The organism is Polycyclovorans algicola TG408 (assembly GCF_000711245.1).
Taxonomy (GTDB): Bacteria; Pseudomonadota; Gammaproteobacteria; order Nevskiales; family Nevskiaceae; genus Polycyclovorans; species Polycyclovorans algicola.
Window position 1 is genome coordinate 2,528,654 of sequence record NZ_JOMH01000001.1, and the last position, 22,932, is coordinate 2,551,585.

A 22,932-nucleotide genomic window follows, 5' to 3' on the forward strand; every position below is an offset into this window, starting at 1 on the left:
GCGGATTGTACGACATGCAGGCGCGCGCGGCGCGTTCACGGATCAGCCCTGACGGTGATCAGCGACTGCTTGTTGCGGACCTGGGTGCCGGCGTCGACGTGGATGCTTTCAACCACGCCGCCGACCGGCAGGCTGAGTTGAAACTCCATTTTCATGGCCTCAAGCACGGCCAGGGTTTGGCCTTTTTTGATTCGGTCACCGGGTGCGACGTGCACGGCGACAAACTTGCCGTCGGTGTGCGCCAGCAGGCGACCGTCTGAGCCCGGTGCAGCGCCTTCCACCGGCGCCAGCGTGCGGTCGTCCCAACACCAGGTGCGCCCCCGATAGCTGACCCAGATTTGGTTGTCATGACGCGCCCATTGCGCCCGCTGGGTCAATCCGTCAACGCTGAACTGCAGCCCCAAGGCGTCATCCGCAATGACCGTCAGCGTGAATCGCTGATCGTCAAAGAGAATCTCAAAGCGCCTGCCGCGCTGGGCGAGCACCTCCAGCACGATGTCTTGCCCGCCACAGCGCAGGGTGAAGTCCACCGCCGCTTCGTGGGAACTGTGCCAACCCAGATAGTCGTCGCTGAGCGCGTGCTCGGCAGCCAGTCGACGCGCGTCGTCCAGGTACAAGCCAAGGGCGGCGAGGGCGGCGTCCAGCGGTGTGGGTCGAATGGCATCAACGCGACTCGCCGGGAAGTGTTCGGCAAGAAACGCGGTGGAAAACGTGCCCGCCGCGAAGGCCGGGTGGGCGATGATTTCAGCTAGGTAGTCCTTGTTCGAGACCACCCCGAACAGACGGGTCTCGGCCAGAAGCTTGAGCAGGCGCGTTCGCGCAGTCTCCCGGTCTTCGCCCCAGGCGATCAGCTTGGCCTGCATCGAGTCGTAGAACGGACTCACGGTTATGCCGGTTTCAAGGTAGGTGTCGACGCGCAGTCCGGTGCCTTGTGGTACCTGCCAGCACAGGACCTCGCCGGTCTGCGGCAGGTCGCCAGCCAAAGGGTCTTCAGCACAAAGGCGCACTTCAATGGCGTGGCCATAACGGTTGTCGTCAATCTCGCCCTGGGTCATGGGCAGTGGTTCGCCTTGTGCGACCCGCAGTTGCCATTCGACGAGGTCGACGCCGTAAACCATCTCGGTGACGGGGTGCTCGACTTGCAGCCGCGTGTTCATCTCCAGGAAGTAGAAAGCGCCGTCGGCCGCGAGCATGAACTCCACCGTGCCGGCACCAACATAGTTCACCGCCTTGGCGGCGGCCACCGCGGCGGCGCCCATGCGTTCGCGCAGCGCAGGGTCGACGGCTGGGCTGGGCGCTTCTTCGACGACCTTCTGGTTACGCCGCTGCACCGAGCAATCGCGCTCGCCCAAGTACACCACGTTGCCGTGGTGGTCGCCGAAGATTTGAATCTCGACGTGACGGGCATTGAGCACCGCCTTCTCGATCAGCAGCTGGCCCGAGCCGAAGGCGTTCTCGGCTTCGCTGCGCGCCGAGGTGATGGCCGCTGCGAGGTCTTTCTCGTCCTGCACCAGTCGCATGCCGCGTCCGCCGCCGCCGGACGCGGCCTTGACCATCACCGGCAAGCCGACTTTGCCGGCTTCGGCGATCAAGGTCGCATCGGTCTGGTCATCGCCCTGGTAGCCCGGGACGCAGGGCACATGGGCCGCCAGCATGCGGATCTTCGACGCGCTCTTGTTGCCCATGGCGTCTATCGAGGCTGCGTCCGGCCCGATGAACACCAGGCCGGCATCGGCCACCGCCTGCGCGAAATCCGCGCGCTCGGAGAGAAAACCATAGCCGGGGTGGATGGCCTGGGCGCCACTGGTGCGCGCGGCCTCCAGAATGCGCTCAATGACCAGATAGCTGTCTTTGGCGGGCGAGGGCCCAATATGGACCGCCTGATCGGCCTCGCGCACGTGCAACGCCCGCCGGTCGGCATCGGCGTAGACCGCAACCGTCTGGTAGCCGGCCTTCTTGGCGCCGCGGATGACGCGAACGGCGATCTCGCCGCGATTGGCGACCAATACTTTGTTGAAACGGGTCATCTTCTGGCTCATTTGTTTGAGGCCCACGCGGGCATTCGCTTCTGCATGAACGCCGTCATGCCTTCGGTCGCCTCGGCGCTGCGCACGGCGGCTGCGAACTGCTCGGCAGCAGTGTCGAGTACGGCGTCCATGTCTGCTTGACCTACACCCATGATCAGGGCTTTGGTGACGGCGTTGGCACGGGGGGCGCACTGGCGAACGGCGTGTAGCTCGGTGTTGAGCAGGGCGGTCAATTCTTCTTCGCTTTCGAAAGTTTCGTGGACCAGGCCGTAGCGCAACGCATCGTGGCCGCGAAACTGGGCGCCGGTCAGGGCCAGCCGCCGCGCCTGCGTCAGGCCAATACGCGTTACGACAAAGGGTGCGATTTGTGCGGGTGGCAGGCCGCGCGTGGTTTCCGGCATGCCGAATCTGGCATCCACATCAGCGAACGCGACATCCGACACGCAGGCCAAGCCAAAGCCGCCGCCGAGCACGGCGCCCTCGCAGATGGTGATCAGGACCTGTGGCAGTTGTTCGGCTTGGCGCAGCAGGGCGCCAAACGCACGGTTCATCGCGGCGATGGGGTCGGGCTTGCCGGGCATGACGGGCTTTATGCCATCGGCCATCATGCTTTTCAGATCGCCGCCGGCGCAGAAGTGACCGCCCGCGCCGCGGATGACGACGGCGCGAATGGACGGGTCAGCGGCGATCTGCGCTAAGTTTGCTGACAATTCCGCGACCATCTCAGTGCTCATGGCGTTGCGCACCTCGGGCCGATTGAGAGTGATGTGACAAACGCCGCGCTCGGTGCGAATCAGCAGAGTGCTCACAGTCGCGCGGCGCCAAAGCTGGTCGGCGACACCTCGCGCAGCTGCGCCTCGCGACACACCGACAGGCACAGGCCCAGCACGCGGCGGGTGTCGCGCGGGTCGATCAGGCCGTCATCGAACAGGCGTGCCGTGGCGGCGAAGGCGTGCGATTCGGCATCAAACTGATCAACGATTTTCTGGCGGACGGTGGCGAGCATTTTTTCGTCGGTCCCGGAGAGTTGCTTGCCCTGCGCTTCCCACTTTTGCCGGGTGATGATGTCCATCACGCCCGCCGCCTGTTCGCCGCCCATGACGCTGGTACGCGAATTGGGCCAGGCAAAGATGAAGTGCGGGCCGAAGCCGCGGCCGCACATGCCGTAGTTGCCGGCGCCAAAGCTGCCGCCCATGACGATGGTGAGCTGGGGCACGGTGGCGTTGGCCACCGCCTGAATCATTTTCGAGCCGTGCTTGACGATGCCGCCCTGCTCGCTTTCGGTACCCACCATGTAGCCGGTGGTGTTCATCAGATAGACGATGGGAATGTTGGCCTGGCAGCAGAGCTGGATGAACTGGCCCGCCTTGTTGGCGCCCTTGGTGGTGATCGGCCCGTTGTTGGAAATGATGCCGATGGGATGACCGTGCAACACCGCGCGGCCGCAGATGGTTTGTTGGTCGAAGTCGGCCTTGAATTCCTGGAAATCCGAACCGTCGACCAGTCGCGCGATCACCTCGCGGCAGTCGAAGGGCTTGCGGTAGTCGGGCGCGACCACACCGCAAAGCTCTTCCACGTCGTACAGCGGCGCGCGCACTTCGCGCAGGGCGAGGGTGGGGCGGCGGTCGTTCCAATGCAGGTTCTGCACGATTTCTCGGGCGATGCGAATGCTGTCGGCATCGTTTTCAGCGAGAAACTCGCAGGTCCCCGCCACACCGCCGTGCATGTCGGCGCCGCCCAGGTCCTCGTCCTTGGCGACTTCGCCGGTCGCCGCCTTGAGCAATGGCGGGCCTGCGAGAAACACCTTGGCATTGCCGCGCACCATCACCACGTAATCCGACAGGCCCGGCATGTACGCACCGCCCGCTGTGCTGGAGCCGTGCACCACGGTGACTTGCGGAATCCCGGCGGCGGACAGGCGCGCCTGATTGGCAAAGGTCTTGCCGCCGGAGATGAACAGCTCAGCCTGATAGAGCAGGTTGGCGCCGCCGGACTCGATCATCGACACCACCGGCAGCTTTTGCTGCAAAGCAATCTCTTGCAGACGCAGGGTTTTCTGCACACCGAACGGCGTCATGGTGCCGCCCTTGATCGCCGAGTTGCTAGCGACCACCATGCAGCGCGTGCCCGACACATAGCCGATGCCGGCAATCATGTTGCCGCCGGCCAACGAGCCGTCTTTGTCGTCGTGCAACTTGTAGCCGCACAAGGTCGACAGCTCCAGCCACGGCGAACCGCGATCCAGCATCAGGTGCACGCGCTCACGCGGCAGCAGTTGCTTGCGCTTGTGGTACTTAGCGCGCTTGGTTTCTTCCTCGTCGCGGCCTTTTTGCTCAACGGCGCGCCAGTCGGCGATGAATTGCAGCATCCCGTCGCGTTGGGCGGCAAAGCCGGGACTGTTGACGTCGACCTTCGATTCGATAATCGGCATTTCCGGGTCACTGCAAGGGTGTAAGACGGGTTGCCGTTTTAACAGCAAATGCCCAAGCCTTCACCAACAACGGTTCTTACCCGTGCCGCTAACTCTGGGCGTCTTCGGTCCACTGCGCGGCACCCAGGAAGATCAGCGTCAGCTGCTTGGTGGCATTGGCTTCCAGGCGCTTGCGATCACCGCGGTCGTCGGGGTCGGCGTCAAGCAGCAATTCGGTGGCCGACATCATGGTTTGCACCACCAGTCCGGCCACCAGCCGCAGGGTGTCGCCGTTGAGTTGGCGCAGCGGCGGAAACGGCGACAGGTCGGCGGCCAGCTCGCTGACCCACAGCCGAATTTCCTTGCGGATGCCCAGCCGCACTGCGGTCGAGCCGCTCATGCGCTCCTTGGCGATGAACTGGAATTGCAACCGGTGGGTGTCGGCGTACTGCAGAAACGTGGTCACTGACTTGGCGATCAAGTGTTCACTGGGCGCGGGCGCCGAGCGCGCTTCACGCATCAGCGCGTGCAGTGCCGAAAAGGCATCGTCGACCAGTGCCAGACCCAGGTCTTCCATGCTGCCGAAGTGCCGATAAAACGCGGCCGGAACCACGCCCCCCACCTTGGCAACTTCGCGCAGTGACAGGGACGAGAAGCTGCGCTCACCCTCAAGCAGGGTCAGCGCGGCGTCCATCAAGGCACGGCGTGTGCGTTGCTTGCGCCCGTCACGTGGGGCGTCGTCGTCAGTATCGGTGACTTTTGATTTGCTTTTGAGCAGACGCTTCATGGCCGAAGTGTAGTCGACCTGCGTTGGGCGTTGAGTTATTGCCGCTCTATAGTGAACAAGTGTTGACAAGTGAAAATGTGACGATTAATGTGCACACATGTTCACTTACTCCTCGGACACGATTTCATGAATCTGCTCAGCAACCCCCGGACCCTGCAGTGGCTGCACCGCCTGGCAACGCCGTTGGTGCCGGATGATTACGTCGAGTTGGTCAACCCACTTTGGTCGACACGGGCCATCAATGCCCGCGTGGTGTCGACGACCCGGCAGACGGCCGATGCCACGACGGTGCGCCTGCAGCCCAGCCACCGCTGGACCGGCTTCAAGCCGGGGCAGTACGTGCGGGTCAGCCTGTCGGTGAATGGCATCCGCCAGACCCGCTGTTACTCCATTTGCTCGGCGGCAGGTGAAGTGAACAACTGTTTTGAGATCACGGTGAAGGCGATTGCCGACGGCCGGGTGTCGCAGCACGTCAATCGTGCGCTTCAGGTCGGTGACGTGGTCGAGATCAGCGACGCCCAGGGCGCGTTCACCTGGGGCGCGAAGATGCCCGAGAAGGCCCTGTTCATCAGCGCCGGCAGCGGCATTACCCCGGTGATGGGCATGGCGCGCGACGCCGCCCGTAATGGCGTGATGCCGAATCTGGTGTGGCTGCATTACGCCCCGGCATCCAGCGAGGTGATTTTTGCCGAGGCCCTCGCGACCTTGCAGCACGACCATCCGCAACTCGACCTGCAGATCATCCACACCCGCCTCGATGGCGAGCATTTCTCTGAGAAGACGCTGGCCCAGCGCTGCCCGGACTGGCAGGAACGCAGCGCCTGGGCTTGCGGACCCGGTGCGATGCTCGATGCTGCCGAAGCGCTGTGGGGCCAAACGACCGCACAACCGCTGATCACCGAGCGCTTCCAGGCCAAGACCGTGACGTTGGGAGACCTGACCCGCGGCACGCTGCGCTTCGCCGCGACCGGCCAGCAGGTCGAGGTCGATGGCAAAACCTCGATTCTCGAGACGGCCGAAGCTGCGGGTCTGACGCCCCAATGCGGCTGCCGTATGGGCATTTGCCACGGCTGCACGGTGAAGCTGAAGGCGGGCCAGGTACGCGACCTGCGAACCGGCAAGTGCTTCGGTGAAGAGGATGACCTGATTCAAATTTGCGTCTGCGCACCTGCAGGCGATGTTGAAGTGGCGCTTTAGCGCGCCGCCCGCAGTCCCACCTTCATTCGTTATCTCCCTTTAGGAGGCTCGCAATGCCTTTTGACACCCGCCCCGAACAAGCGACCCAGACCCGCAAGCAGCCCTCGGGCGCGTGGCCGGTCGGTCTGCCGCAGCTCACGCCAGAACAGATTGACGCTTTCGGCCGCGAGATGGACGCGCTGCGCGAAGGTGTGATTGCCACCCGCGGCGAGAATGATGCGGCGTACATCCGCAAGGTCATCGGCTTTCAGCGCGGCCTGGAAGTGACCAGCCGCGGGGTGATCTACGGCGGCATTTTGTTTCCGCCCGCACTGGTGATTGGCGCCATCGGCCTCGGCATGGCCAAGATTCTCGAGAATATGGAGATCGGCCACAACGTCATGCATGGCCAGTGGGACTGGATGCGTGACCCGACCATCCACTCCAGCACCTGGGAATGGGACACGGTGTGCCCCGCCGACCAGTGGAAGAGCACCCACAACGTCGAGCACCACACCTGGACCAATGTGCTGGGCAAGGATCGTGACGTCGGCTACGGCATTCTGCGCATGAGCGAAGCCGAAAAATGGCATCCCTCGCACCTGCTGAACCCGATCAACAACGCGCTGCTGGCGGTATTTTTCCAGTGGGGCGTGGGCGTGCACGACTCCGAGCTCGATCAGTTGGCGCGCACCGGCAAGATTCGTCCGGATTCCAAGGCCAAGCTCAAGGGCTTCTGGAAAAAGGCGCGCAAGCAGGTCATGAAGGACTACGTGCTGTTCCCGGCACTGGCCGGTCCGTTCTTTTTGCCGGTGTTGCTGGCCAACATCGTGGCCAACCTGATCCGCAATCTGTGGACCTACATGATCATTTTCTGCGGGCACTTCCCCGAGGGCGTGCATCAGTTCACCGAGGAAGAGATCGAAAACGAAACCCGCGGCGGCTGGTACCTGCGCCAGCTGATGGGTTCGGCCAACATCGAAGGCGGCCCGCTGATGCACCTGATGAGCGGCAACCTCAGCTTCCAGATCGAGCACCACCTGTTCCCGGATCTGCCCAGCAACCGCTACGCCGAGCTGTCACCCAAGGTGCGTGACATCTGCGAACGCTACGGGCTGGCCTACAACAGCGCGCCGCTGAAGCGCCAGTTCGGCACCACGATGAAGCGGGTGTTTCGTCTGGCGCTGCCCAATCAGTTGCCGAATTGGGTGCCCGCCCTCGGTTGATTCATTTGCAGTCTCTTACAAAAGCCCCGCGACGGTTTGCCATCGCGGGGCTTTTTTGATCTTGCAGACGCAACTTAGGAGAGCAGGGCGCGCAGGACGTAGAAAAAGATGACCGACAGAATGGCGCCGGCGGGCAGGGTGATGATCCACGACGCGAAGATGCTGCGAATCACCGACATGTTCAGCGCGCCAATGCCGCGGGCCAGGCCCACGCCGAGGACTGCACCCACCAACGTGTGGGTCGTTGAGATCGGCAGGCCGGTACCTGAGGCGACCACCACCGTCCCTGCGGCGGCCAATGTGGCGGCAAAGCCCCGTGACGGGGTCAGGTCGGTGATGCGTGTGCCCACCGTGGCCATCACCCGTTGGCCGAAGGTCACCAAACCCAACACGATGCCGACCGCGCCCAGCAACAGCACCCATGACGGCACCATGGAACTGGCGGCAATGCTGCCGCTCTCGACGATGCCGACCACGGCGGCGACCGGGCCGACGGCGTTGGCCACATCGTTGGAGCCGTGGGCAAAGGCCATTGCGCAGGCGGTGATGATCATCAGCAGGGTGAACACCCGCTCGACGTTGGCGAACTGGAATTTATGGTCGGCCGCCGGGTCAAGTTTCAGGCGGCGAATGAAGAATCCCCCACCCACGGCCACCAGCGCGGCCACCAGCGCCGACAGAATGTAGGCCTGTACGTCGCTCAGCCCCAGTCCGACGTGGCTGAGCCCCTTGGTGAAGGTCACCGCTGCGGTGATGAACACCGTCAGGAAGATGTAGCCGGGCACATAGCGCAATGCATTTTTCAGCGGCGTTTCGGTGTTGAGAATCAGCGCCTGCACGCTCATGAACAGGCCATAGGCGATGCTGCCGGCAAGCACTGGCGAGATCACCCAGCTGATCATGATGGTGCCAATGCGTGACCAGTGGACCGCGTCCATACCGATGCCGACCGCGCCGAATCCGACAATGGCGCCGACGATGGAATGCGTCGTGGACACCGGCCAGCCCTTGATCGAGGCGACCAACAGCCAGGTCCCGGCTGCCAGCAGGGATCCGAGCATCCCGAACACCAGAATCTCGGGTGTGTCGGCAATTGACGCCGTGTCGAGCATGCCGTTACGGATGGTGGCGGTAACTTCACCGCCGGCCAGATAGGCACCGGCAAACTCGAAGATGGCGGCGATGATGATGGCCTGCTTGACGGTGATCGCCCGCGAGCCCACCGAGGTAGACATGGCGTTGGCGACATCGTTGGCCCCGACGCCCCACGCCATGAACAGGCCGAAGACGCAAGCCAGTGCAATAAACAGAAATCCGTAGTCCATGAGGGTGTTCGCTCGCCTTATTTGGCGACGAGAACCTGCAGGCGGCTACCCACGCGCTGGGCACGATCTGCAAGATCGCCAATCCAGTCAATGATTTGATAGAGGAACATCACGTCCACCGGCGGCCAATCACGTTCCAAGGCCATGAGTTGCTCGCGCAGTTCGATCTGCAAGGTGTCGGTTTCGTGTTCGATGTGGTCGAGCTCACGCAGCAGGCCCTCGACAAACGCGGTTTCGCGCCCCCGAAAGCCGGTATCGAGCAGTGCGTCGAGCTCCTGAATGGCCTTGAGCGCCTGATGCGCCGCCGCAACGGTGCGGGCCACGTAACGGGTGAACAGGTCGACCATGGGTGGCGGAATGCGCATGCGCCGGCCCAGCATCAAGCCGCTGACATCCTTGGTCTTGTTGGCGACCTTGTCCTGCATTTGCAGCATGTCCAGCAGGTCGCGGCGGTCCACTGCCATGAACAGGTGGGTGGGCAACTGTTTGCGCAGACTTTTCTTCAGCCGGTCTGCATCATGCTCGCCGCCGACGATCTGCTTGCGCCATTCGGCTGCTGCAGTCCAGTCCTCGCGGATCACCGCTTCGACGAACTTTGGCAGCAGGTCGACACAGGCGACGACGCTCTCCATGTGCTGCTGCAGGGGTCGAATGGGCGAGCCGCCCAACATTTCCGCAATCGTACTTTTTAGCGCCATGCGACATTGTAATGAAACCGTCATAGGGTCGGTTGCGACAGCGGCTTCGATCCCGCTTCTCACGGCACGTCGGCGCTGCTCGACTCAGTGCTAACCTGCGTGTCATGTCCGTGTCGCTCCTGCTTTTTGGCCTGTCTGCGCTGCTCTATGGGGCGGCGGGCCTGCGTCTGTGGTTGCGGCCCGGAACGGCCAGCGGTCACGCTGGCGGGTTGGCCTTGCTCGCCGTGGCGCTGCACGCGGCGGCGCTGACGGGCCGCATGGTCGGGCCCGAGGGTTGGAGCATCGACTGGGTTACCGCACTCAATCTGTTTGCCTGGCTGGCCAGCGGCCTGTTGTGGGTGTTCGCGCTGCGTCACCCGGTCAAGGTCTTGGGGCTGGCCGCCTATCCATTCGGCGCCGTGGCCAGTGGCGTCGCCGCCGTGGTGCCTGCGGCGGCGGCGACCGTTGAGCACGGCCATTGGGTGGGTCTGCACGTCTTGTTGTCGTTGCTCGCGGCGGGCTTGCTGACCCTGGCGGCGATGCAGGCAGCGCTGCTGTCGGCACAAGATCGATGGCTGCACCAGCACGAGGCGCCGAGCTTCATGAAGCGCCTGCCGCCGCTGCTGGCGATGGAGCGCATCTTGTTTGCGCTGATCGGCGCCGGCTTTGTGTTGCTGAGCGCGGCGCTGCTGACCGGGCTGTCCTTCATCCATGACTGGCTCACGCAGCATCTGGCGCACAAAACCGTGTTGTCGATCACCGCCTGGCTGATCTTTGGCGGCCTGCTGGTGGGGCGTTGGCGACTGGGTTTACGCGGCCGCCAGGCAGCCCGTTGGACGCTGGCCGGCTACGGCATGTTGATCCTCGCCTACCTCGGCGCCAAGCTGGTGCTGGAGTTGCTTTTGGGCGCGCGCTGGTCGAGTTGAGTCGGACGGGGCGGCCGTCAACATTGACGCGACCTGAATGATCCGCGATTCTCGACGGCCCTTGGCCACTCGCCTCCGCGCGTTTTGAACGACATTCCTTTATCGGTGCTCTTCGCACTGTTGTTCGTCCTGCTGCTGCTTTCCGCATTTTTCTCCAGCAGCGAAACCGGACTGATGACCATCAACCGTCATCGTGTCCGCCACCAGGCCAAGCTCGGACAGCGCAGCGCCAAGCTGGTGCAAAGCCTTCTGGACCGCCCGGATCGCCTGATCGGCACGGTGTTGCTGGGCAATAATTTCATCAACGTGTTGGCCGCTTCGGTGGCGACGGTGATCGGTTTGCGGCTTTATGGCGATGACGGCATCGCCATTGCCACCGGCGCGTTGACACTGCTGCTGTTGATTTTCGGCGAGGTCACGCCCAAGACCATGGCGGCGCTGCATCCCGAGCGCGTCGCGTTTCCGGCGGCGTTCGTGCTGTATCCCCTGATGCGCCTGCTGTGGCCACTGGTCTTGGCTGTAAATTTCATCAGCAATAACTTGCTGAAGCTGTTCGGTGTGTCGCCCGAAGACGCCGCTGAGCACAACATTTCGTCGGAAGAACTGCGCACCATCGTCGCCGAGGCGGGCGCGCTGATCCCGCAACGTCACCAAAAGATGCTGCTGTCGATTCTTGACCTTGAGAAGGCCACCGTCGAAGACATCATGGTGCCGCGCAACGAGATCATCGGCATTGATCTCTCCGAGCCATGGGACGTCATCCGCGACGCCTTGACGGAGTCGGAGCACACGCGACTGCCGGTTTACGATGGCTCTATCGACCAGCTCAAGGGCGTGGTGCACCTGCGCCGCCTCGTCGGACTCGCCGCAGACGATCAACTCACCTCCGACAGTGTGCTCGCGTTGGCGCGAGAGCCTTACTTCATTCCTGAGGGCACGCCGCTCAACCAGCAGTTGCTGAACTTTCAGAACCAGAAGCGGCGCATTGGCTTCGTGGTCGACGAGTACGGTGACATCCAGGGTTTGGTGACCCTCGAAGACATCCTCGAAGAGGTGGTCGGCGAGTTCACCTCGGACCCGGCCACCCGCATGAAGAACGTCTATGCCGACGCCGATGGCAGCTATCGGGTCGCCGGCAACGTGACCCTGCGCAGTCTTAACCGCAATCTGGGCTGGAAGCTGCCGGTCAAGGGACCGAAAACCATCAACGGCCTGCTGCTTGATCACCTGCAGAGTATTCCGCAGTCGGGCAACAAGGTCGCCATTGGCCGTTACGAATTTGAAATCATCGACGCGCGCAGCCATGCGGTGAAGGCGGTCAGGGTACGCGCTGCGGCGTGATCGGGCTGCGACGATGGCGTCACACGCAGGTGTCTGGGTTGCACTTATGATGCGGGCGTCCTTTCAAACCGCCCCATGAACGCCCTTTCGCCGACGCCGCGCACGCTCGTCGTGTGCCCCCACTGTGACGCCGTGCACCGCATTGTCGCGGTGCGATCGGGCAAGCGTGTCAGTTGTCAGCGCTGCGGCTGTGCACTCTACGAGCAGACCCGACTGCCATTGCAGAGTCTGCTGGCCGGCACCGTGGCGGCGTTGCTGTTTTTTGCGATCGCCAACCTGACGCCGCTGCTGACCTTCGAATTGGCCGGTGAGCGCCGGCTGGCACCGCTATGGGCCGGGGTTGCGGCCGTCTGGGAGGCCGGCGAGCCGATGATGGCGGTGATCGCCGGCATGACCACATTGGTGTTTCCGCTGCTGACACTGAGTCTGCTGCTGTACGCGCTGCTGCCGCTCTCATTGGGCACCACACCACAGGGTTACCGCAGCGCGCTGCATGCGCTGCGTTGGCTGCGGCCCTGGAGTTTGCTGGAGGTGTTCTTCCTCGGCGTGCTGGTGTCGCTGGTCAAGCTCACCGACGTGGCCACGGTCATTCTCGGGCCCGGCCTGTTCGCGGTGGTGGTGCTGTCCTTGCTGATGGTCCGCCTCGGCAGTTTTGACATGGCGCTGCTCTGGGACCACGCGCCGCCGGTGGCGCAATGAGCGTTGTCACGGCCAGAGAACTGGGCATCGTCGCCTGCGAAACCTGCGGCCGCGTCGCACGGGCGCCGCGTGATGCCCAGTCATCGGCACATTGCCCGCACTGTGGCAGCGCCCTGCACAGCCGACTGCCGGGGTCACTGGCCCGTACTTGGGCGCACCTGCTGGCGGCGTGCGTGCTCTACATTCCGTCGAACCTGTTGGTGATGATGCACACCGCCGACTACGCCGGGCGCCGTAGCGACACCATCGTCAGCGGTGTCATCAAGTTGTGGACCGACGGTGCCCATGGCATTGCCGTGGTGGTATTCGTCGCCAGTGTGGTGGTGCCGGTGCTCAAGATCGGCGTCATGGCCTATCTGGCCATCAGCGTGCAGTTGGGCTGGACCAGCCTGCAGCGGCAGCGCGCGCAGTGGTTCCGCTTCATCGAGCGCATCGGCCACTGGTCGATGCTCGACGTGTTCGTGGTGGCGCTGCTGGTGGCGCTGGTCGATTTCAACGTCGCACGGGTCGAGCCGGGCCCGGCGGCGCTGGCCTTCGGCGTGGTGGTGATTCTCACCATGCTTGCGGCCAAGAGCTTTGATCCGCGCTTGATCTGGGACGTGCCGCGGCCGACAGCCGACGTGTCCACGCGACCTCAAGCATCATGACCGTTAACCGAATGCTCCAGAAACGATGACCCAGCCTTCACTCGATTCATTGCCCGAACCGATCATCACCTCGCGGCGTCGCGTTGCCTGGGTGTGGCTGGTGCCGGTCATCGCTGTGATCATTGGCCTTGTGTTGTTGGTGCAGTACCTGATGGCGCTAGGTCCGACCATCGTCATCAAGTTCGAGACAGCGGACGGCCTCAAGGCAGACCAAACCGAGCTGCGCTTCAAGGACGTGGTGGCGGGACGGGTTGCCGACATCCGTTTGAGCGATGACCGATCGCATGTCGAGGTTGAGGTTTCACTGACCCCGGCGGCGGCGGCACTGGCGGTTGAAGACTCGCGCTTCTGGGTGGTCCGACCGCGCGCCGATCTTGGCGGGGTGTCGGGCCTCGACACGCTGTTGACCGGCGCTTACATCGCGGTCGATGTCGGCATGTCCAAGGAGCCTGCGCGTGAGTTCGTCGGCCAGGAGCAGCCGCCCCGTGTGCTGAACAATCAGGAAGGTCGTCGGCTGACGCTGCGTGCCGACGCGCTGAATTCACTGAGCATCGGCTCGCCAATTTATTTCCGGGGCATCGTTGTCGGACGCATCGTCGGTTTTGACCTCGACGAAGGCGGCGACGGCGTCACGCTGCAGGGTTTCGTCGAGGCGCCTTATCACCAGAATCTGCGTGCCACCTCACGTTTCTGGAACGTCAGCGGCGTGGACGTCAGCCTCGATGCGGGCGGCCTGCGGGTCAATACCGAGTCGGTGCTGACGCTGATCGGTGGCGGCGTGGCGTTCTACAACCCCAAAGACGGCATTTCGACGCTGCCACGCGAGCCCGAAAATCCTGAAGCCGCGTCCGAAGTTGATGCCCTGGCCTTCGCTTTGTACGACAGCGAGGTCGATGCTCGCGCCAAGGCCGACCCGATTGTGCTGGACACGGTGATGCGCTTTGCCGGGTCGATGCGAGGCTTGACCGTGGGGGCGCCCATCGATTTTTTTGGGGTCGAAGTGGGCAAGGTCACCGAAACCGAATTGGAATACGACGTGGAGCGCAGTGGATTCGTCGCCGCCACCCGCGCCGAGCTTTATCCGGCCCGCCTCGGCCGCGCGTTCGCCCAGTGGCAGGACTGGCAAGGTAGCCTCGGTGAGACTTTCAGCTCACCGGCCGAAGCCGGTGACCGGCTGATTCGCGGCCTCATTCAGCGCGGCCTGCGCGCGCAATTGCGCACCGGCAACCTGATTACCGGGCAGCTCTATATCGCGCTCGACATGCTGGCGCCTGAGAACGAGAAGCTCGGCGAGAACACCGACCGGCTGGAGATCCCCAGCGTGGCCGGCAGCTTTGACCAGATTCAGATCCAGATCGCCAACATCGTCAGCAAGCTCGACGCGCTGCCGTTGGGCGACTTGGCCGGCGACTTGGCCGGCACGCTTGAGAGCCTCAACAAGCTGATGGCGACCCTGGAAGGCGAGGTCAGTGTTGAGCTCACGCAGACCCTGGACAAGGTGCAGGCCTTGGTCGAAGGGCTTTCCACGCAGGTCGCAGCACCCAATGCACCCATGCAGCAGGACCTGCAGCAGACGATGGAACAGATCGACCGCGCCGCCCACTCGCTGCGCAGCCTCACTGACAGCCTGCAGCGCAACCCACAGTCGCTGTTGCGCGGCCGCCCCGATCCGGAAGATGAATAACGCCATGCACCTGAACCACGAGGCGTCGATGACGCGCAGACGTTTTGACCGCCTGGCCTTGCTGGCGGTGTTGCTGGGGGTGGGTCTTGCCGGCTGCGTGTCGACCTCGCCGCTACGCCACTACACCTTGCAGGCGTCGGCCAGCGACGCCGCAGTGGCCACGTCGTTCAACTTTGCCCTGCAGGCGGTGCGGGTGCCGCCGCAGGTTGATGTGACGCCGCTGGTCGTGCGTGACGGGGACACCGCGCTGCGGGTCCTCGAGGGCCATCAATGGGGCGCCCCGTTGGCGCTCGAATGGCGCGGCGCCCTCAGCACCGCGCTACGGCAGTCGCACGGCGGGGTCGATCTGGCGCGCGCCGGGTTGGCACTGCCGCCTGACGTGCCGGTATTGCGCGTCGACCTGCAACGCTTTGACGCCGAGGTTGGTGTCGGGGCCCATGCCGGTGGCGTTTGGTCGGTGATGCAGACCGACCCTGCCGTCGCGCTGAGCTGTGCATTTGCCTTGTCGGCGCCCAGCGGCCTGATGCCGGTCGACATCGCGCGTGCACACCAGCAACTGATTGGCCGGCTGGCGACCCAAATCGCCACCACCCTGTCGAATCTTCGTGCGGGTGGGGACCCGGCATGCTCGGGCTGAAACCGATCGAGGGACGAGCGGTGGAAACCGGCTGACCGGCAACCTGTTGGCGGGGCCGGTGCCACGGCAGACTGTCGCTGTAGGAAAACCCGTACAGACCCTGATCTGGCCCTTCGCCCCAACCGGACGCCGCCACGCCGATGACCGCCGCACCTGCTCCTGATGCATTGCTGCGCGCCGCCACGCCTTACGAAGTGGCCGCGGCGTTGATGCATCATCAGCCAGCGGCGGCGTTTCGCTCACTGTTTGTCCTTTATGGCTATGGGTCTGACCTGATTGACCGGGTGACGCTCGCTGAGGTGTCGTCGCTGGATGCCCGGCTGGAGGCCCGCAGCGACGAGCGACGTTATGTCATCGATCAGTTGCGCCTCGCCGCGCTGGGCACCCATCGCAGCATCGAGATTGCCGGTATCTGGCCGCAGTTCTATTGCTTTGCAAACTGCTCCATTCGCCAGTTTCCGGTGTTCTTTGCGCTGCGTGAGGCCAACCAACTGCCGTTGCTGGAGTCACTGCTGACGCGCATCGTCGGCCAGGTGACCGTGCAGCATCAGGACTGGCGGCTCGAAAACGCTTACGAGTGGGCACTGATCTCGGCCGCCGCAGCGCAGGGCCAACTTAAGCCCGAGGCCGGCTTTGCACTGGACAGCAATGTCACCTGGCGCCTGATGCGTCCAGTGACGGAAATGGGGGGTCGATCGCCGGTGCTTGAATGGCATCTGATGAAGGCCAGCGAGCGAGACCATGTCGAGGCCTTGCCGCTGATGACCGTGATCACCGACGCCCAGGGCCATCTGCTGCGAAAGGTCGACCAGCACGTGTTGCAGGCCTTTCGGGTGCGCGGGGAGGCCTCGCCGGTTGAACCCGTCTCTGTCGCCTTGGCGCCTGATCGCCAACCCCTGGTGCGTGTCTCATTGCAGGGTCCGACATTGCGCGGCGATCGACCGTCGCGTGTCGAAGTGGATACCGATGCCCATTCCGATGCCGACAGCGCCGGGCTGAAGCGGACGATCAGCGTCGCCCCGCCGTCGGCCAATCCCAATGTGGTGCCGCTACACCGGCTCGCGGGATAGGGCCGGTTGACCCTATTGATGGCGCTGCATCGTCGGCTGTTTTTTGCCAGCTCGACCGTCCCGGCACCCACGCTTCGCCCAGGGCCATAACCGACTCGGCCGCAGCGATGCGCCAATTGTTAACAGGCCCTAACAGGCCCTGGTTTTGTCTGGCTCATCGGGCGAGCGGCTTGAGTCCGGGCGGGCAGGGCGCTAGCCTTCGCGGCCTTCGATTTGCCTGAGCCTGTATCCAATGAACTCGATTGCCCTGCGTCCACCTCAGCGTTTTCTGATGGGGCCCGGCCCCGGCCCGGTCGCGCCGAGTGTTCTGGAAGCCCAGGCGGCGCCGACCATCGGTCATCTGGACCCTGCGTTCATCGAACTGATGGACACCCTGCAGGGCCAGTTGCGCGACGTGTTTCGCACCCGCAACGCCTTCACCATGGCGTTCTCGTCACCGGCCACGGCGGCGATGGAAGCCTGCATCGTCAATGTGCTGGAGCCGGGTGACCGCGCGCTGGTGTGCATCAACGGTGTGTTCGGCATGCGCCTGGCCGAGATGGCGCGGCGCTGCGGCGCCGAGGTGGACACGCTGAGCTTCGATTGGGGCCGTGCGGTGGATCCGGCCAAGGTCGCCGAGCAACTCCAAAGCCACAAGCCGTACAAGCTGGTCGCGTGGGTGCAGGCCGAAACCTCCACCGGCGCGCTCAGCGATTCGCAGACGCTGGCCAAGTTGACGCGTGACGCCGGCGCGCTGAGCCTGGTCGACACCGTGACTGCGCTCGCCGGGGTGCCGCTGGAAGTCGATGCCTGGGGCCTCGACATGGTTTATAGCGGCACGCAGAAATGTCTGAGCGCGCCGCCGGGGCTGGCACCGCTGACCGTCAGCGACCGCGCGCTGGAGGCCTGCCGCAACCGCAAGACGCCGGTGCAAAGCTGGTTCATGGACTTCTCACTGCTCGGCGGCTACTGGGGCGGCGAGCAACGCCGTGCCTACCACCACACCGCCCCGGTCAATAATCTTTACGGCCTGCACGAAGCCCTGCGGCTGGTGCAGGACGAGGGGCTGGAAGCCCGCTGGGCGCGCCACAGCCGCGTCTCGAAACTGCTCGCCGACGGCTTGCAGCGGCTCAACATCGAGATCGTGCCGCCGGTCGCCGAGCGGCTGCCGCCGCTGACCACGCTGCGCATTCCCGAGGGCGTTGATGACGCCGCCTTCCGCAAGTGGCTGCTCACCACCCACAGCCTCGAAATTGGCGCCGGCCTGGGGGCGCTGGCCGGCAAGGCGTGGCGCATCGGACTGATGGGCCACGGCTGCACCGAAGAAGCCGTGCAGCGGGTGCTCGGCGCGCTGGAAGAAGGGCTGAGCGGTTCGGTTGCCGTCGCCGCCTGAGGCTCAGGCCAGCACGAAGTCAAAGCGCGCGTCGGCCTGCTCGTCGGTCGCTTCATACGCCATCAGCAAGGCCGGATTGAACAGCCCGTCACGCCGGTTGCCACGCTCACCCGGAAAGTAAAGCTGGGTGGTCAGGCGCAGGCGGCCGCTGGCGTCGTGCAGCGCCACGTGCAGATGCCGCACCCGGCCCGGATAGCGCCCCGGCACGACGGTGTCGAGGTGGTAGCGACCCTCCGCGCTGCGCTGCCGGCCATACAGTTGCCCGCCCTGCAGGTCGTAATCACCGGCGGCGTTGGCTTGCCAGAAGGTCAGCACAACGTCGCGCAGCGGCTGGCAGTCGGTGTCGCGCACGCTGCCGCTGACGCGCAGCGGCAGGCCGGGCATGCCGGGTTCGCGCAACTGCTGGCGCTCCGGCACCTCGTTACGGACGAAGGGCCCGGCCATCTGCGCCAGCGTTGGCGCGACGTCATCACCGCAGGCCGGTGTGGGTGATGCCGCCCACAGCCGCCCCGGCATCAGGCTGATCAGCGGCAGGCTGGCGGCGGCTTGAATCAAACGGCGGCGGTGTGTCATGGGTCCGACCTCGCGCGGGTTATTCCAACAGCGGCTCGTCCTGGATTCCGTCATCGGGCGGGCGGTTCTGGTAAAGCCGGTAGCTGATGAACACGCCGCCGGCGACCACCGAGTCGGTTTCCACCAGCGGGCTGTTGCGAAAGCGTGCGCCGTCCAAATTGGTGTAGCGGCCGAAGATGCCCCAGCGCCAGCGTTTGTGCCCTTCGCTCCAGCTCAGGCCAATCGAGCTGCCGCCGTAACCGCCACTGGCGGCAAAGCCGGGGCGCTCGGCGGTGATGAACGTGTCTTTCACGTCGTAGTAGTAGGCGTGGTGTCGGCCGTTGGCCCAGCGGCTGCCGATACTGATCGAGATGGTGCGTGCTCGGTCCGGGTCGCCGACGCGAAACCCGGCGCGCAGGGTGGGGTTGAACACCCAGCCTGCCATTTCGGTGTCGCGCAGGTCGGTGGCGATCACGGCGCGCACCGGAAAGCTGGCGCGGTAGCGCTGTCGGGTGTCGTCCAACGGCCCCAGTTCCAGATCCAGCGTCGGGCCCAGCTCAATCGTCGGCAGCAGGCGCGGCATGCCCTGACGCGGCGGCTCATCGCGCCCGCCCGGCAAGCTGCCCGAGCCGCTGAGGCTGAAGCTGGCGCGCGGGTTCAGCGGCACGCGGGCGCGGGCGCCATCGCCGCCGAGGCGCAGCCGCTCACTGGTGTAACGAATGGAGGGAAACGGCAGCACGCCGACCTGACCGCGATCCGAGCCGGGGTAGTTGGGGTAGGCAAAGGCGCTGAGGCCAATGCCCGCTTCGAAGCGGCCGTCGAACAGGCTGGCTTCGTCATCGGGAGCATTCTGAGATTCGTCTGCAGCCAACGTCGGGCCGGCGATCAAGGCCAGCAGCAAAAGCAAGGCCTTCATACGGGTCGAATTCGCTGCCGCCACTCGGCCGCGCGGGCGAGGATGGCGGGCTCATCCAGGGTGGTCAGCACGCGGTTGCGCATCAGCGCCTGACCGGCGACATAGCTGTGCGTCACTTGCTCGCGCGAAGCGGCGTAGACCACCTGCGAGATGACGTTGTAAAGCGGCTGGGTGCTGACATCATTCAAGTTGATGGCGATGAAGTCGGCGCGCTTACCGGGCACCAGTGAGCCGATGTCCCGCTGCAAACCCAGGGCGGTTGCGCCGCCCAGTGTTGCCGCATGCAGCGCTTCGGTGGCCGACAGGGCCATGGCGTCGTGGGCGACGGCCTTGGCCAGCAGCGCTGCAGTGCGCATTTCGCCGAGCATGTCGAGGTCATTGTTGGAGGCTGCGCCGTCGGTGCCGATGGCCACGTTCACCCCGGCCGCCTTGAGTTTGGCGACCGGGCAAAAGCCCGAAGCCAGCTTGAGGTTGGACTCCGGGCAATGCGCGACACTGATTTTATGTTCAGCCGCCTGGGTGATTTCCTCGTCGGTGAGCTGGGTCATGTGCACGGCGATGAAGTCCGGCCCCAGCATGTCGAGATCGCGCAGCCGCGCCCACGGCCGCTGGCCGCTGGCATCGACCGCCATGGTCACTTCGGCAGCGGTTTCGTGGACGTGCATGTGCACGCCGATGCCCAGCTCATTGGCAAAGATGCGCAGCTTGCGCAGCGGCGCATCCGACACGGTGTAGGGCGCGTGCGGCGCGAAGATGGTGCTGATGCGCGGATGGCCATGCAGGCTGTCGTGCACCTCGCGACCCTTGTGGATGTAGTCGTCGGCATCCTTGGCCCAACTGGTGGGGAAGTCGAGCACGATCAGCCCCACCACCGCCGCCATGCCCGCCGCGTCGACCCGCTGCGCGGTGATGTCAGGGTGAAAGTACATGTCGTTGAAGCAGGTGGTGCCGCTCTTGATCATCTCGGCCATGGCCAGATCAACTCCGTCGGCGCAGAACGCGGGCGACACGTGCGCCGCTTCGGCGGGCCAGATGTGGTGATTGAGCCAGTCCATCAGCGGCAGGTCGTCGGCCAGGCCGCGCAGCAGGCTCATCGCCGCGTGGGTGTGGGCGTTGACCAGGCCGGGTAGCACGACATGGTCGGGTAGCTCCAGCGTTTCGCGCGGCTGGTAGGCGGCCATGGCCTCGGAGCGCGGCAGGATGGCCAGAATGCGGCCGCCGTCGATGGCCATCGAGGCTTGTTCCAGCACCACATGGCCGGGTTCCACCGGCAGCAGATGGCGCGGGTGCACCAATAGATCAATGCTCTGCAACAGCAGCCCCTTACACTTGGTGGTTCGAAGAATGAGTGTATCGGAGCCCCGTGAAATGACGTTGACCCCCGCCGCTGTCCAACCCATCCAATGGCGTGGCGACGCGCTGGAATTGCTGGATCAACGCGTGCTGCCCGCCAAGACCGATTTCGTGCGCTGCACCAGCGCCGCCGAGGTCGCGCAGGCCATTCACGACATGGTGGTACGCGGCGCGCCGGCCATCGGCATTGCGGCGGCGTATGGCCTGGTGCTGGACGCCAGGGCAGGGCGCAGTGTGGTCGCGGCTGCCAAGGTGCTGGCGGCGGCGCGGCCCACTGCCGTCAACCTGCACTGGGCGCTGTCACGCATGACCGGCCTGGGTGCGGATTCAGCCCTGCGACTTGAAACCGAAGCCAACGCCATCTTTGACGAAGACCTGCGCCAGAACCACCGCATGGCGGCCCTCGGCGCGGCGCTGATCGAGCCGGGATCACGGGTGCTGACCCACTGCAACACCGGCGCGCTGGCCACCGCCGGCCACGGCACCGCGCTGGGCGTGATTCGCACCGCCTGGAAGGAGGGTCGCCTCGCCGAGGTGTTCCACACCGAAACCCGCCCCTGGCTACAAGGCGCGCGCCTCACCGCCTGGGAATTGCAGCAGGACAATATTCCCTGCCGGATGATTGCCGACGCGGCGGTGGCGCAACTGATGCAAACGGTGAAGATCGACTGGGTGATTGTCGGCGCCGACCGCATCGCCGCCAACGGCGACACCGCCAACAAGATTGGCACCGCGACGTTGGCCATTGTCGCGAGGCATTTCGGCGCCAAGGTGATGGTCGTGGCGCCCAGTGGCACCTTTGACCTCGAGACAGCCGCTGGCGCCGCCATTCCCATCGAATCGCGGGCTGACGACGAACTGACCCGCTTTCGCGGCGAGGCCGTGGCGCCGGACGGGCACCGGGCTTTCAACCCGGTGTTTGACGTGACCCCGGCGGGGTTGATTGACGCCATCGTTTGCGAGAAGGGCGTGCTCAGGGCGCCGTTTGGGGAGGCGATACGGGCGCAGTTGGGGTGATGTTGGTGGGCGCAGATTTTGCCAGCGCCCGGCTGGTTTCAAGACCTTTATCAGTCGTTTTGACGGGCCTGCTGGCCGGGATTGCCCCCGGCGGTGCAGTTCCTTTTCTTGAAGCACCAAGAAAAGGGAACCAAAAGAAGGTGCCCCACTGCCGGGCCCCGCTAACGCGGGGTGCCCTGTGCTTCTCGCAGGTGCGGGGCCTCGCGGAACTCGCTTCGCTCAAACAACCGCGAGTCTGATCCCGCCCCTGCTGCGATGCTCGGCCCGGTCAGACGGGGGTTGAAAAGCAAAAGCCGTCGCCGGCTTTTCGCTTTTGACGTTCTCCCCCCTTTGTTTCGGCCGAGCATCGGAGTGGCAGGCGATCAAGGCTTGCGCTTGTCTGAGCGATAGCGAGTTGCGCAAGCCCGCCTGGCGCGAGAAGCGCAGGAGCCTTTGGGCTGTAAGCCCAAAGCCGAAACATGGGGTGGCTCTTTTGCTTACTTTTCTAGCAGTAGAAAAGTGGGTGCCCCGCCGGGGGCAGTCCCGGCCACTGAGCGATCAAATCAAGCACTGAAACCTCTGAAACCCAAACGGCACGCTCACCAGATCGGGCGCTAAGTCTGAATCCGAGACGGGCGTCTTCGACCTCCCCATGACGCGTCAACACACAACGCTCAAGATGCCATCGCGGCTTCCCAGGCCACCGTGATTTATCATCGCGCATCGTGAACCGACCCCTCGTCCATCTGCTGATTGCCCTTGCGCTGCTATGGCGCGGACTGATGCCGGCAGGGGTGATGGCGATGCCCGGCGAATCGGGCTTCGAGGTCCGACTGTGCGGCCTCAACGGCGGCACAGTTGTGCTCGACCTGGGGCAGGGCGACGGCAGCCCACCATTGGCGATGATGGATCACGGCGACGAGCACTGTCCGCTGTGTGCCAGCTTGGCGGGTTCCGCGCTGCCCAGCACCGTTACGACCGCCCTCCCGATCTTCGTGGCGGGCGCTATCCCCGCGCATGACCCCGTGAATGCGATCCCGCGCGGTCCACCGCTGCAACCCGTTGCCCGAGGTCCGCCGCCACTCATCTGACGTCAGTGCTGTCGCCGCCC

At 64.5% G+C, this 22,932-nt stretch carries 21 protein-coding genes; 12 read left to right on the forward strand and 9 right to left on the reverse strand.

Annotation, left to right across the window (positions count from 1 at the left end; genetic code table 11):
- Positions 1–35: 35 nt before the first annotated feature.
- The 4 genes from U741_RS0112095 to U741_RS0112110 all read right to left on the reverse strand — a co-directional run bounded on the left by U741_RS0112095 (position 36) and on the right by U741_RS0112110 (position 5,224).
- Positions 36–2,027 (reverse strand): acetyl/propionyl/methylcrotonyl-CoA carboxylase subunit alpha, encoded by a 1,992-nt coding sequence (locus tag U741_RS0112095; protein ID WP_029890717.1) that lies wholly within the window; start codon positions 2,025–2,027, stop codon positions 36–38.
- 8 nt (positions 2,028–2,035) lie between these two features.
- Positions 2,036–2,836, reverse strand: a complete 801-nt coding sequence (locus U741_RS0112100) for an enoyl-CoA hydratase/isomerase family protein (protein ID WP_029890718.1) — start codon at positions 2,834–2,836, stop codon at positions 2,036–2,038.
- Positions 2,833–4,458, reverse strand: coding sequence for an acyl-CoA carboxylase subunit beta (locus U741_RS0112105; protein ID WP_029890719.1), 1,626 nt, complete (start codon positions 4,456–4,458; stop codon positions 2,833–2,835). The genes U741_RS0112100 and U741_RS0112105 overlap by 4 nt, the downstream gene beginning before the upstream one ends.
- Positions 4,459–4,546: 88 nt before the next feature.
- Positions 4,547–5,224, reverse strand: coding sequence for a TetR family transcriptional regulator (locus tag U741_RS0112110; RefSeq protein WP_029890720.1), 678 nt, complete (start codon positions 5,222–5,224; stop codon positions 4,547–4,549).
- Positions 5,225–5,350: 126 nt separating this feature from the next.
- Between U741_RS0112110 and U741_RS0112115 the strand changes: the two genes are divergently transcribed.
- Together U741_RS0112115 and U741_RS0112120 are read left to right on the forward strand one after the other, a co-directional pair.
- Positions 5,351–6,421, forward strand: a complete 1,071-nt coding sequence (locus U741_RS0112115) for a ferredoxin reductase (protein ID WP_052378761.1) — start codon at positions 5,351–5,353, stop codon at positions 6,419–6,421.
- A gap of 53 nt (positions 6,422–6,474) precedes the next feature.
- Positions 6,475–7,626, forward strand: a complete 1,152-nt coding sequence (locus U741_RS0112120; protein ID WP_084154841.1) for a fatty acid desaturase family protein — start codon at positions 6,475–6,477, stop codon at positions 7,624–7,626.
- A gap of 74 nt (positions 7,627–7,700) precedes the next feature.
- Here the strand turns inward: U741_RS0112120 and U741_RS0112125 are convergent, their stop codons facing one another.
- Both U741_RS0112125 and U741_RS0112130 read right to left on the reverse strand, forming a co-directional pair.
- Positions 7,701–8,951 carry an inorganic phosphate transporter gene (locus tag U741_RS0112125; RefSeq protein ID WP_029890723.1) on the reverse strand — a complete coding sequence of 417 codons (1,251 nt, stop codon included), beginning with the start codon at positions 8,949–8,951 and terminating at the stop codon, positions 7,701–7,703.
- Between the two features lie 17 nt (positions 8,952–8,968).
- Positions 8,969–9,649, reverse strand: a complete 681-nt coding sequence (locus tag U741_RS0112130; RefSeq protein ID WP_029890724.1) for a TIGR00153 family protein — start codon at positions 9,647–9,649, stop codon at positions 8,969–8,971.
- A 104-nt stretch (positions 9,650–9,753) separates the two neighbouring features.
- On the opposite strand from U741_RS0112130, the gene U741_RS0112135 reads away from it, so the two are divergent.
- From U741_RS0112135 to U741_RS0112170, 8 genes are all read left to right on the forward strand, one after another.
- Positions 9,754–10,554: a cytochrome C assembly family protein gene (locus tag U741_RS0112135; RefSeq protein WP_029890725.1), complete on the forward strand. Its 801-nt coding sequence runs from the start codon at positions 9,754–9,756 to the stop codon at positions 10,552–10,554.
- Between the two features lie 84 nt (positions 10,555–10,638).
- On the forward strand, positions 10,639–11,895 hold the full coding sequence (locus tag U741_RS0112140; protein ID WP_029890726.1) for an HlyC/CorC family transporter: 1,257 nt from the start codon (positions 10,639–10,641) through the stop codon (positions 11,893–11,895).
- A 75-nt stretch (positions 11,896–11,970) separates the two neighbouring features.
- A complete protein-coding gene (locus U741_RS0112145; RefSeq protein ID WP_043110274.1) occupies positions 11,971–12,594 on the forward strand; it encodes a paraquat-inducible protein A in 624 nt (207 codons plus the stop codon).
- Positions 12,591–13,241 carry a paraquat-inducible protein A gene (locus tag U741_RS0112150; protein ID WP_029890728.1) on the forward strand — a complete coding sequence of 217 codons (651 nt, stop codon included), beginning with the start codon at positions 12,591–12,593 and terminating at the stop codon, positions 13,239–13,241. The genes U741_RS0112145 and U741_RS0112150 overlap by 4 nt, the downstream gene beginning before the upstream one ends.
- Positions 13,242–13,266: 25 nt before the next feature.
- Entirely contained in the window at positions 13,267–14,925 is a 1,659-nt protein-coding gene (locus tag U741_RS0112155; RefSeq protein WP_029890729.1) for a PqiB family protein, read from the forward strand.
- Positions 14,918–15,562: a PqiC family protein gene (locus U741_RS0112160; protein ID WP_161776219.1), complete on the forward strand. Its 645-nt coding sequence runs from the start codon at positions 14,918–14,920 to the stop codon at positions 15,560–15,562. Before U741_RS0112155 ends, U741_RS0112160 begins: the two co-directional genes overlap by 8 nt.
- 140 nt (positions 15,563–15,702) lie before the next feature.
- Entirely contained in the window at positions 15,703–16,632 is a 930-nt protein-coding gene (locus U741_RS0112165) for a hypothetical protein (RefSeq protein ID WP_029890731.1), read from the forward strand.
- Between the two features lie 232 nt (positions 16,633–16,864).
- Positions 16,865–18,004 carry a pyridoxal-phosphate-dependent aminotransferase family protein gene (locus U741_RS0112170; RefSeq protein ID WP_029890732.1) on the forward strand — a complete coding sequence of 380 codons (1,140 nt, stop codon included), beginning with the start codon at positions 16,865–16,867 and terminating at the stop codon, positions 18,002–18,004.
- Positions 18,005–18,007: 3 nt separating this feature from the next.
- On the opposite strand, the gene U741_RS0112175 is transcribed toward U741_RS0112170, so the two are convergent.
- From U741_RS0112175 to U741_RS0112185, 3 genes are read right to left on the reverse strand one after another with little or no spacing between them, the layout of a single operon-like run.
- Entirely contained in the window at positions 18,008–18,577 is a 570-nt protein-coding gene (locus U741_RS0112175) for a dioxygenase family protein (RefSeq protein ID WP_043110275.1), read from the reverse strand.
- A 19-nt stretch (positions 18,578–18,596) separates the two neighbouring features.
- Positions 18,597–19,472 carry a MipA/OmpV family protein gene (locus U741_RS0112180; protein WP_029890734.1) on the reverse strand — a complete coding sequence of 292 codons (876 nt, stop codon included), beginning with the start codon at positions 19,470–19,472 and terminating at the stop codon, positions 18,597–18,599.
- Positions 19,469–20,785: a TRZ/ATZ family hydrolase gene (locus tag U741_RS0112185; protein WP_029890735.1), complete on the reverse strand. Its 1,317-nt coding sequence runs from the start codon at positions 20,783–20,785 to the stop codon at positions 19,469–19,471. The genes U741_RS0112180 and U741_RS0112185 overlap by 4 nt, the downstream gene beginning before the upstream one ends.
- Before the next feature lie 55 nt (positions 20,786–20,840).
- Between U741_RS0112185 and mtnA the strand changes: the two genes are divergently transcribed.
- Positions 20,841–21,842 carry an S-methyl-5-thioribose-1-phosphate isomerase gene (gene mtnA / locus U741_RS0112190; RefSeq protein ID WP_029890736.1) on the forward strand — a complete coding sequence of 334 codons (1,002 nt, stop codon included), beginning with the start codon at positions 20,841–20,843 and terminating at the stop codon, positions 21,840–21,842.
- 704 nt (positions 21,843–22,546) lie between these two features.
- Positions 22,547–22,912 carry a DUF2946 family protein gene (locus U741_RS0112195; RefSeq protein WP_029890737.1) on the forward strand — a complete coding sequence of 122 codons (366 nt, stop codon included), beginning with the start codon at positions 22,547–22,549 and terminating at the stop codon, positions 22,910–22,912.
- Positions 22,913–22,932 lie beyond the last annotated feature (20 nt).

Coding starts and splice junctions, on each gene's coding strand:
- U741_RS0112095 (WP_029890717.1), bottom strand. CDS start 2,027: ATGACCCGTTTCAACAAAGTATTGGTCGCCAATCGCGGCGAGATCGCC.
- U741_RS0112105 (WP_029890719.1), bottom strand. CDS start 4,458: ATGCCGATTATCGAATCGAAGGTCGACGTCAACAGTCCCGGCTTTGCC.
- U741_RS0112110 (WP_029890720.1), bottom strand. CDS start 5,224: ATGAAGCGTCTGCTCAAAAGCAAATCAAAAGTCACCGATACTGACGAC.
- U741_RS0112115 (WP_052378761.1), top strand. CDS start 5,351: ATGAATCTGCTCAGCAACCCCCGGACCCTGCAGTGGCTGCACCGCCTG.
- U741_RS0112120 (WP_084154841.1), top strand. CDS start 6,475: ATGCCTTTTGACACCCGCCCCGAACAAGCGACCCAGACCCGCAAGCAG.
- U741_RS0112125 (WP_029890723.1), bottom strand. CDS start 8,951: ATGGACTACGGATTTCTGTTTATTGCACTGGCTTGCGTCTTCGGCCTG.
- U741_RS0112130 (WP_029890724.1), bottom strand. CDS start 9,649: ATGGCGCTAAAAAGTACGATTGCGGAAATGTTGGGCGGCTCGCCCATT.
- U741_RS0112135 (WP_029890725.1), top strand. CDS start 9,754: ATGTCCGTGTCGCTCCTGCTTTTTGGCCTGTCTGCGCTGCTCTATGGG.
- U741_RS0112145 (WP_043110274.1), top strand. CDS start 11,971: ATGAACGCCCTTTCGCCGACGCCGCGCACGCTCGTCGTGTGCCCCCAC.
- U741_RS0112150 (WP_029890728.1), top strand. CDS start 12,591: ATGAGCGTTGTCACGGCCAGAGAACTGGGCATCGTCGCCTGCGAAACC.
- U741_RS0112155 (WP_029890729.1), top strand. CDS start 13,267: ATGACCCAGCCTTCACTCGATTCATTGCCCGAACCGATCATCACCTCG.
- U741_RS0112160 (WP_161776219.1), top strand. CDS start 14,918: ATGAATAACGCCATGCACCTGAACCACGAGGCGTCGATGACGCGCAGA.
- U741_RS0112165 (WP_029890731.1), top strand. CDS start 15,703: ATGACCGCCGCACCTGCTCCTGATGCATTGCTGCGCGCCGCCACGCCT.
- U741_RS0112170 (WP_029890732.1), top strand. CDS start 16,865: ATGAACTCGATTGCCCTGCGTCCACCTCAGCGTTTTCTGATGGGGCCC.
- U741_RS0112175 (WP_043110275.1), bottom strand. CDS start 18,577: ATGACACACCGCCGCCGTTTGATTCAAGCCGCCGCCAGCCTGCCGCTG.
- U741_RS0112180 (WP_029890734.1), bottom strand. CDS start 19,472: ATGAAGGCCTTGCTTTTGCTGCTGGCCTTGATCGCCGGCCCGACGTTG.
- mtnA (WP_029890736.1), top strand. CDS start 20,841: ATGACGTTGACCCCCGCCGCTGTCCAACCCATCCAATGGCGTGGCGAC.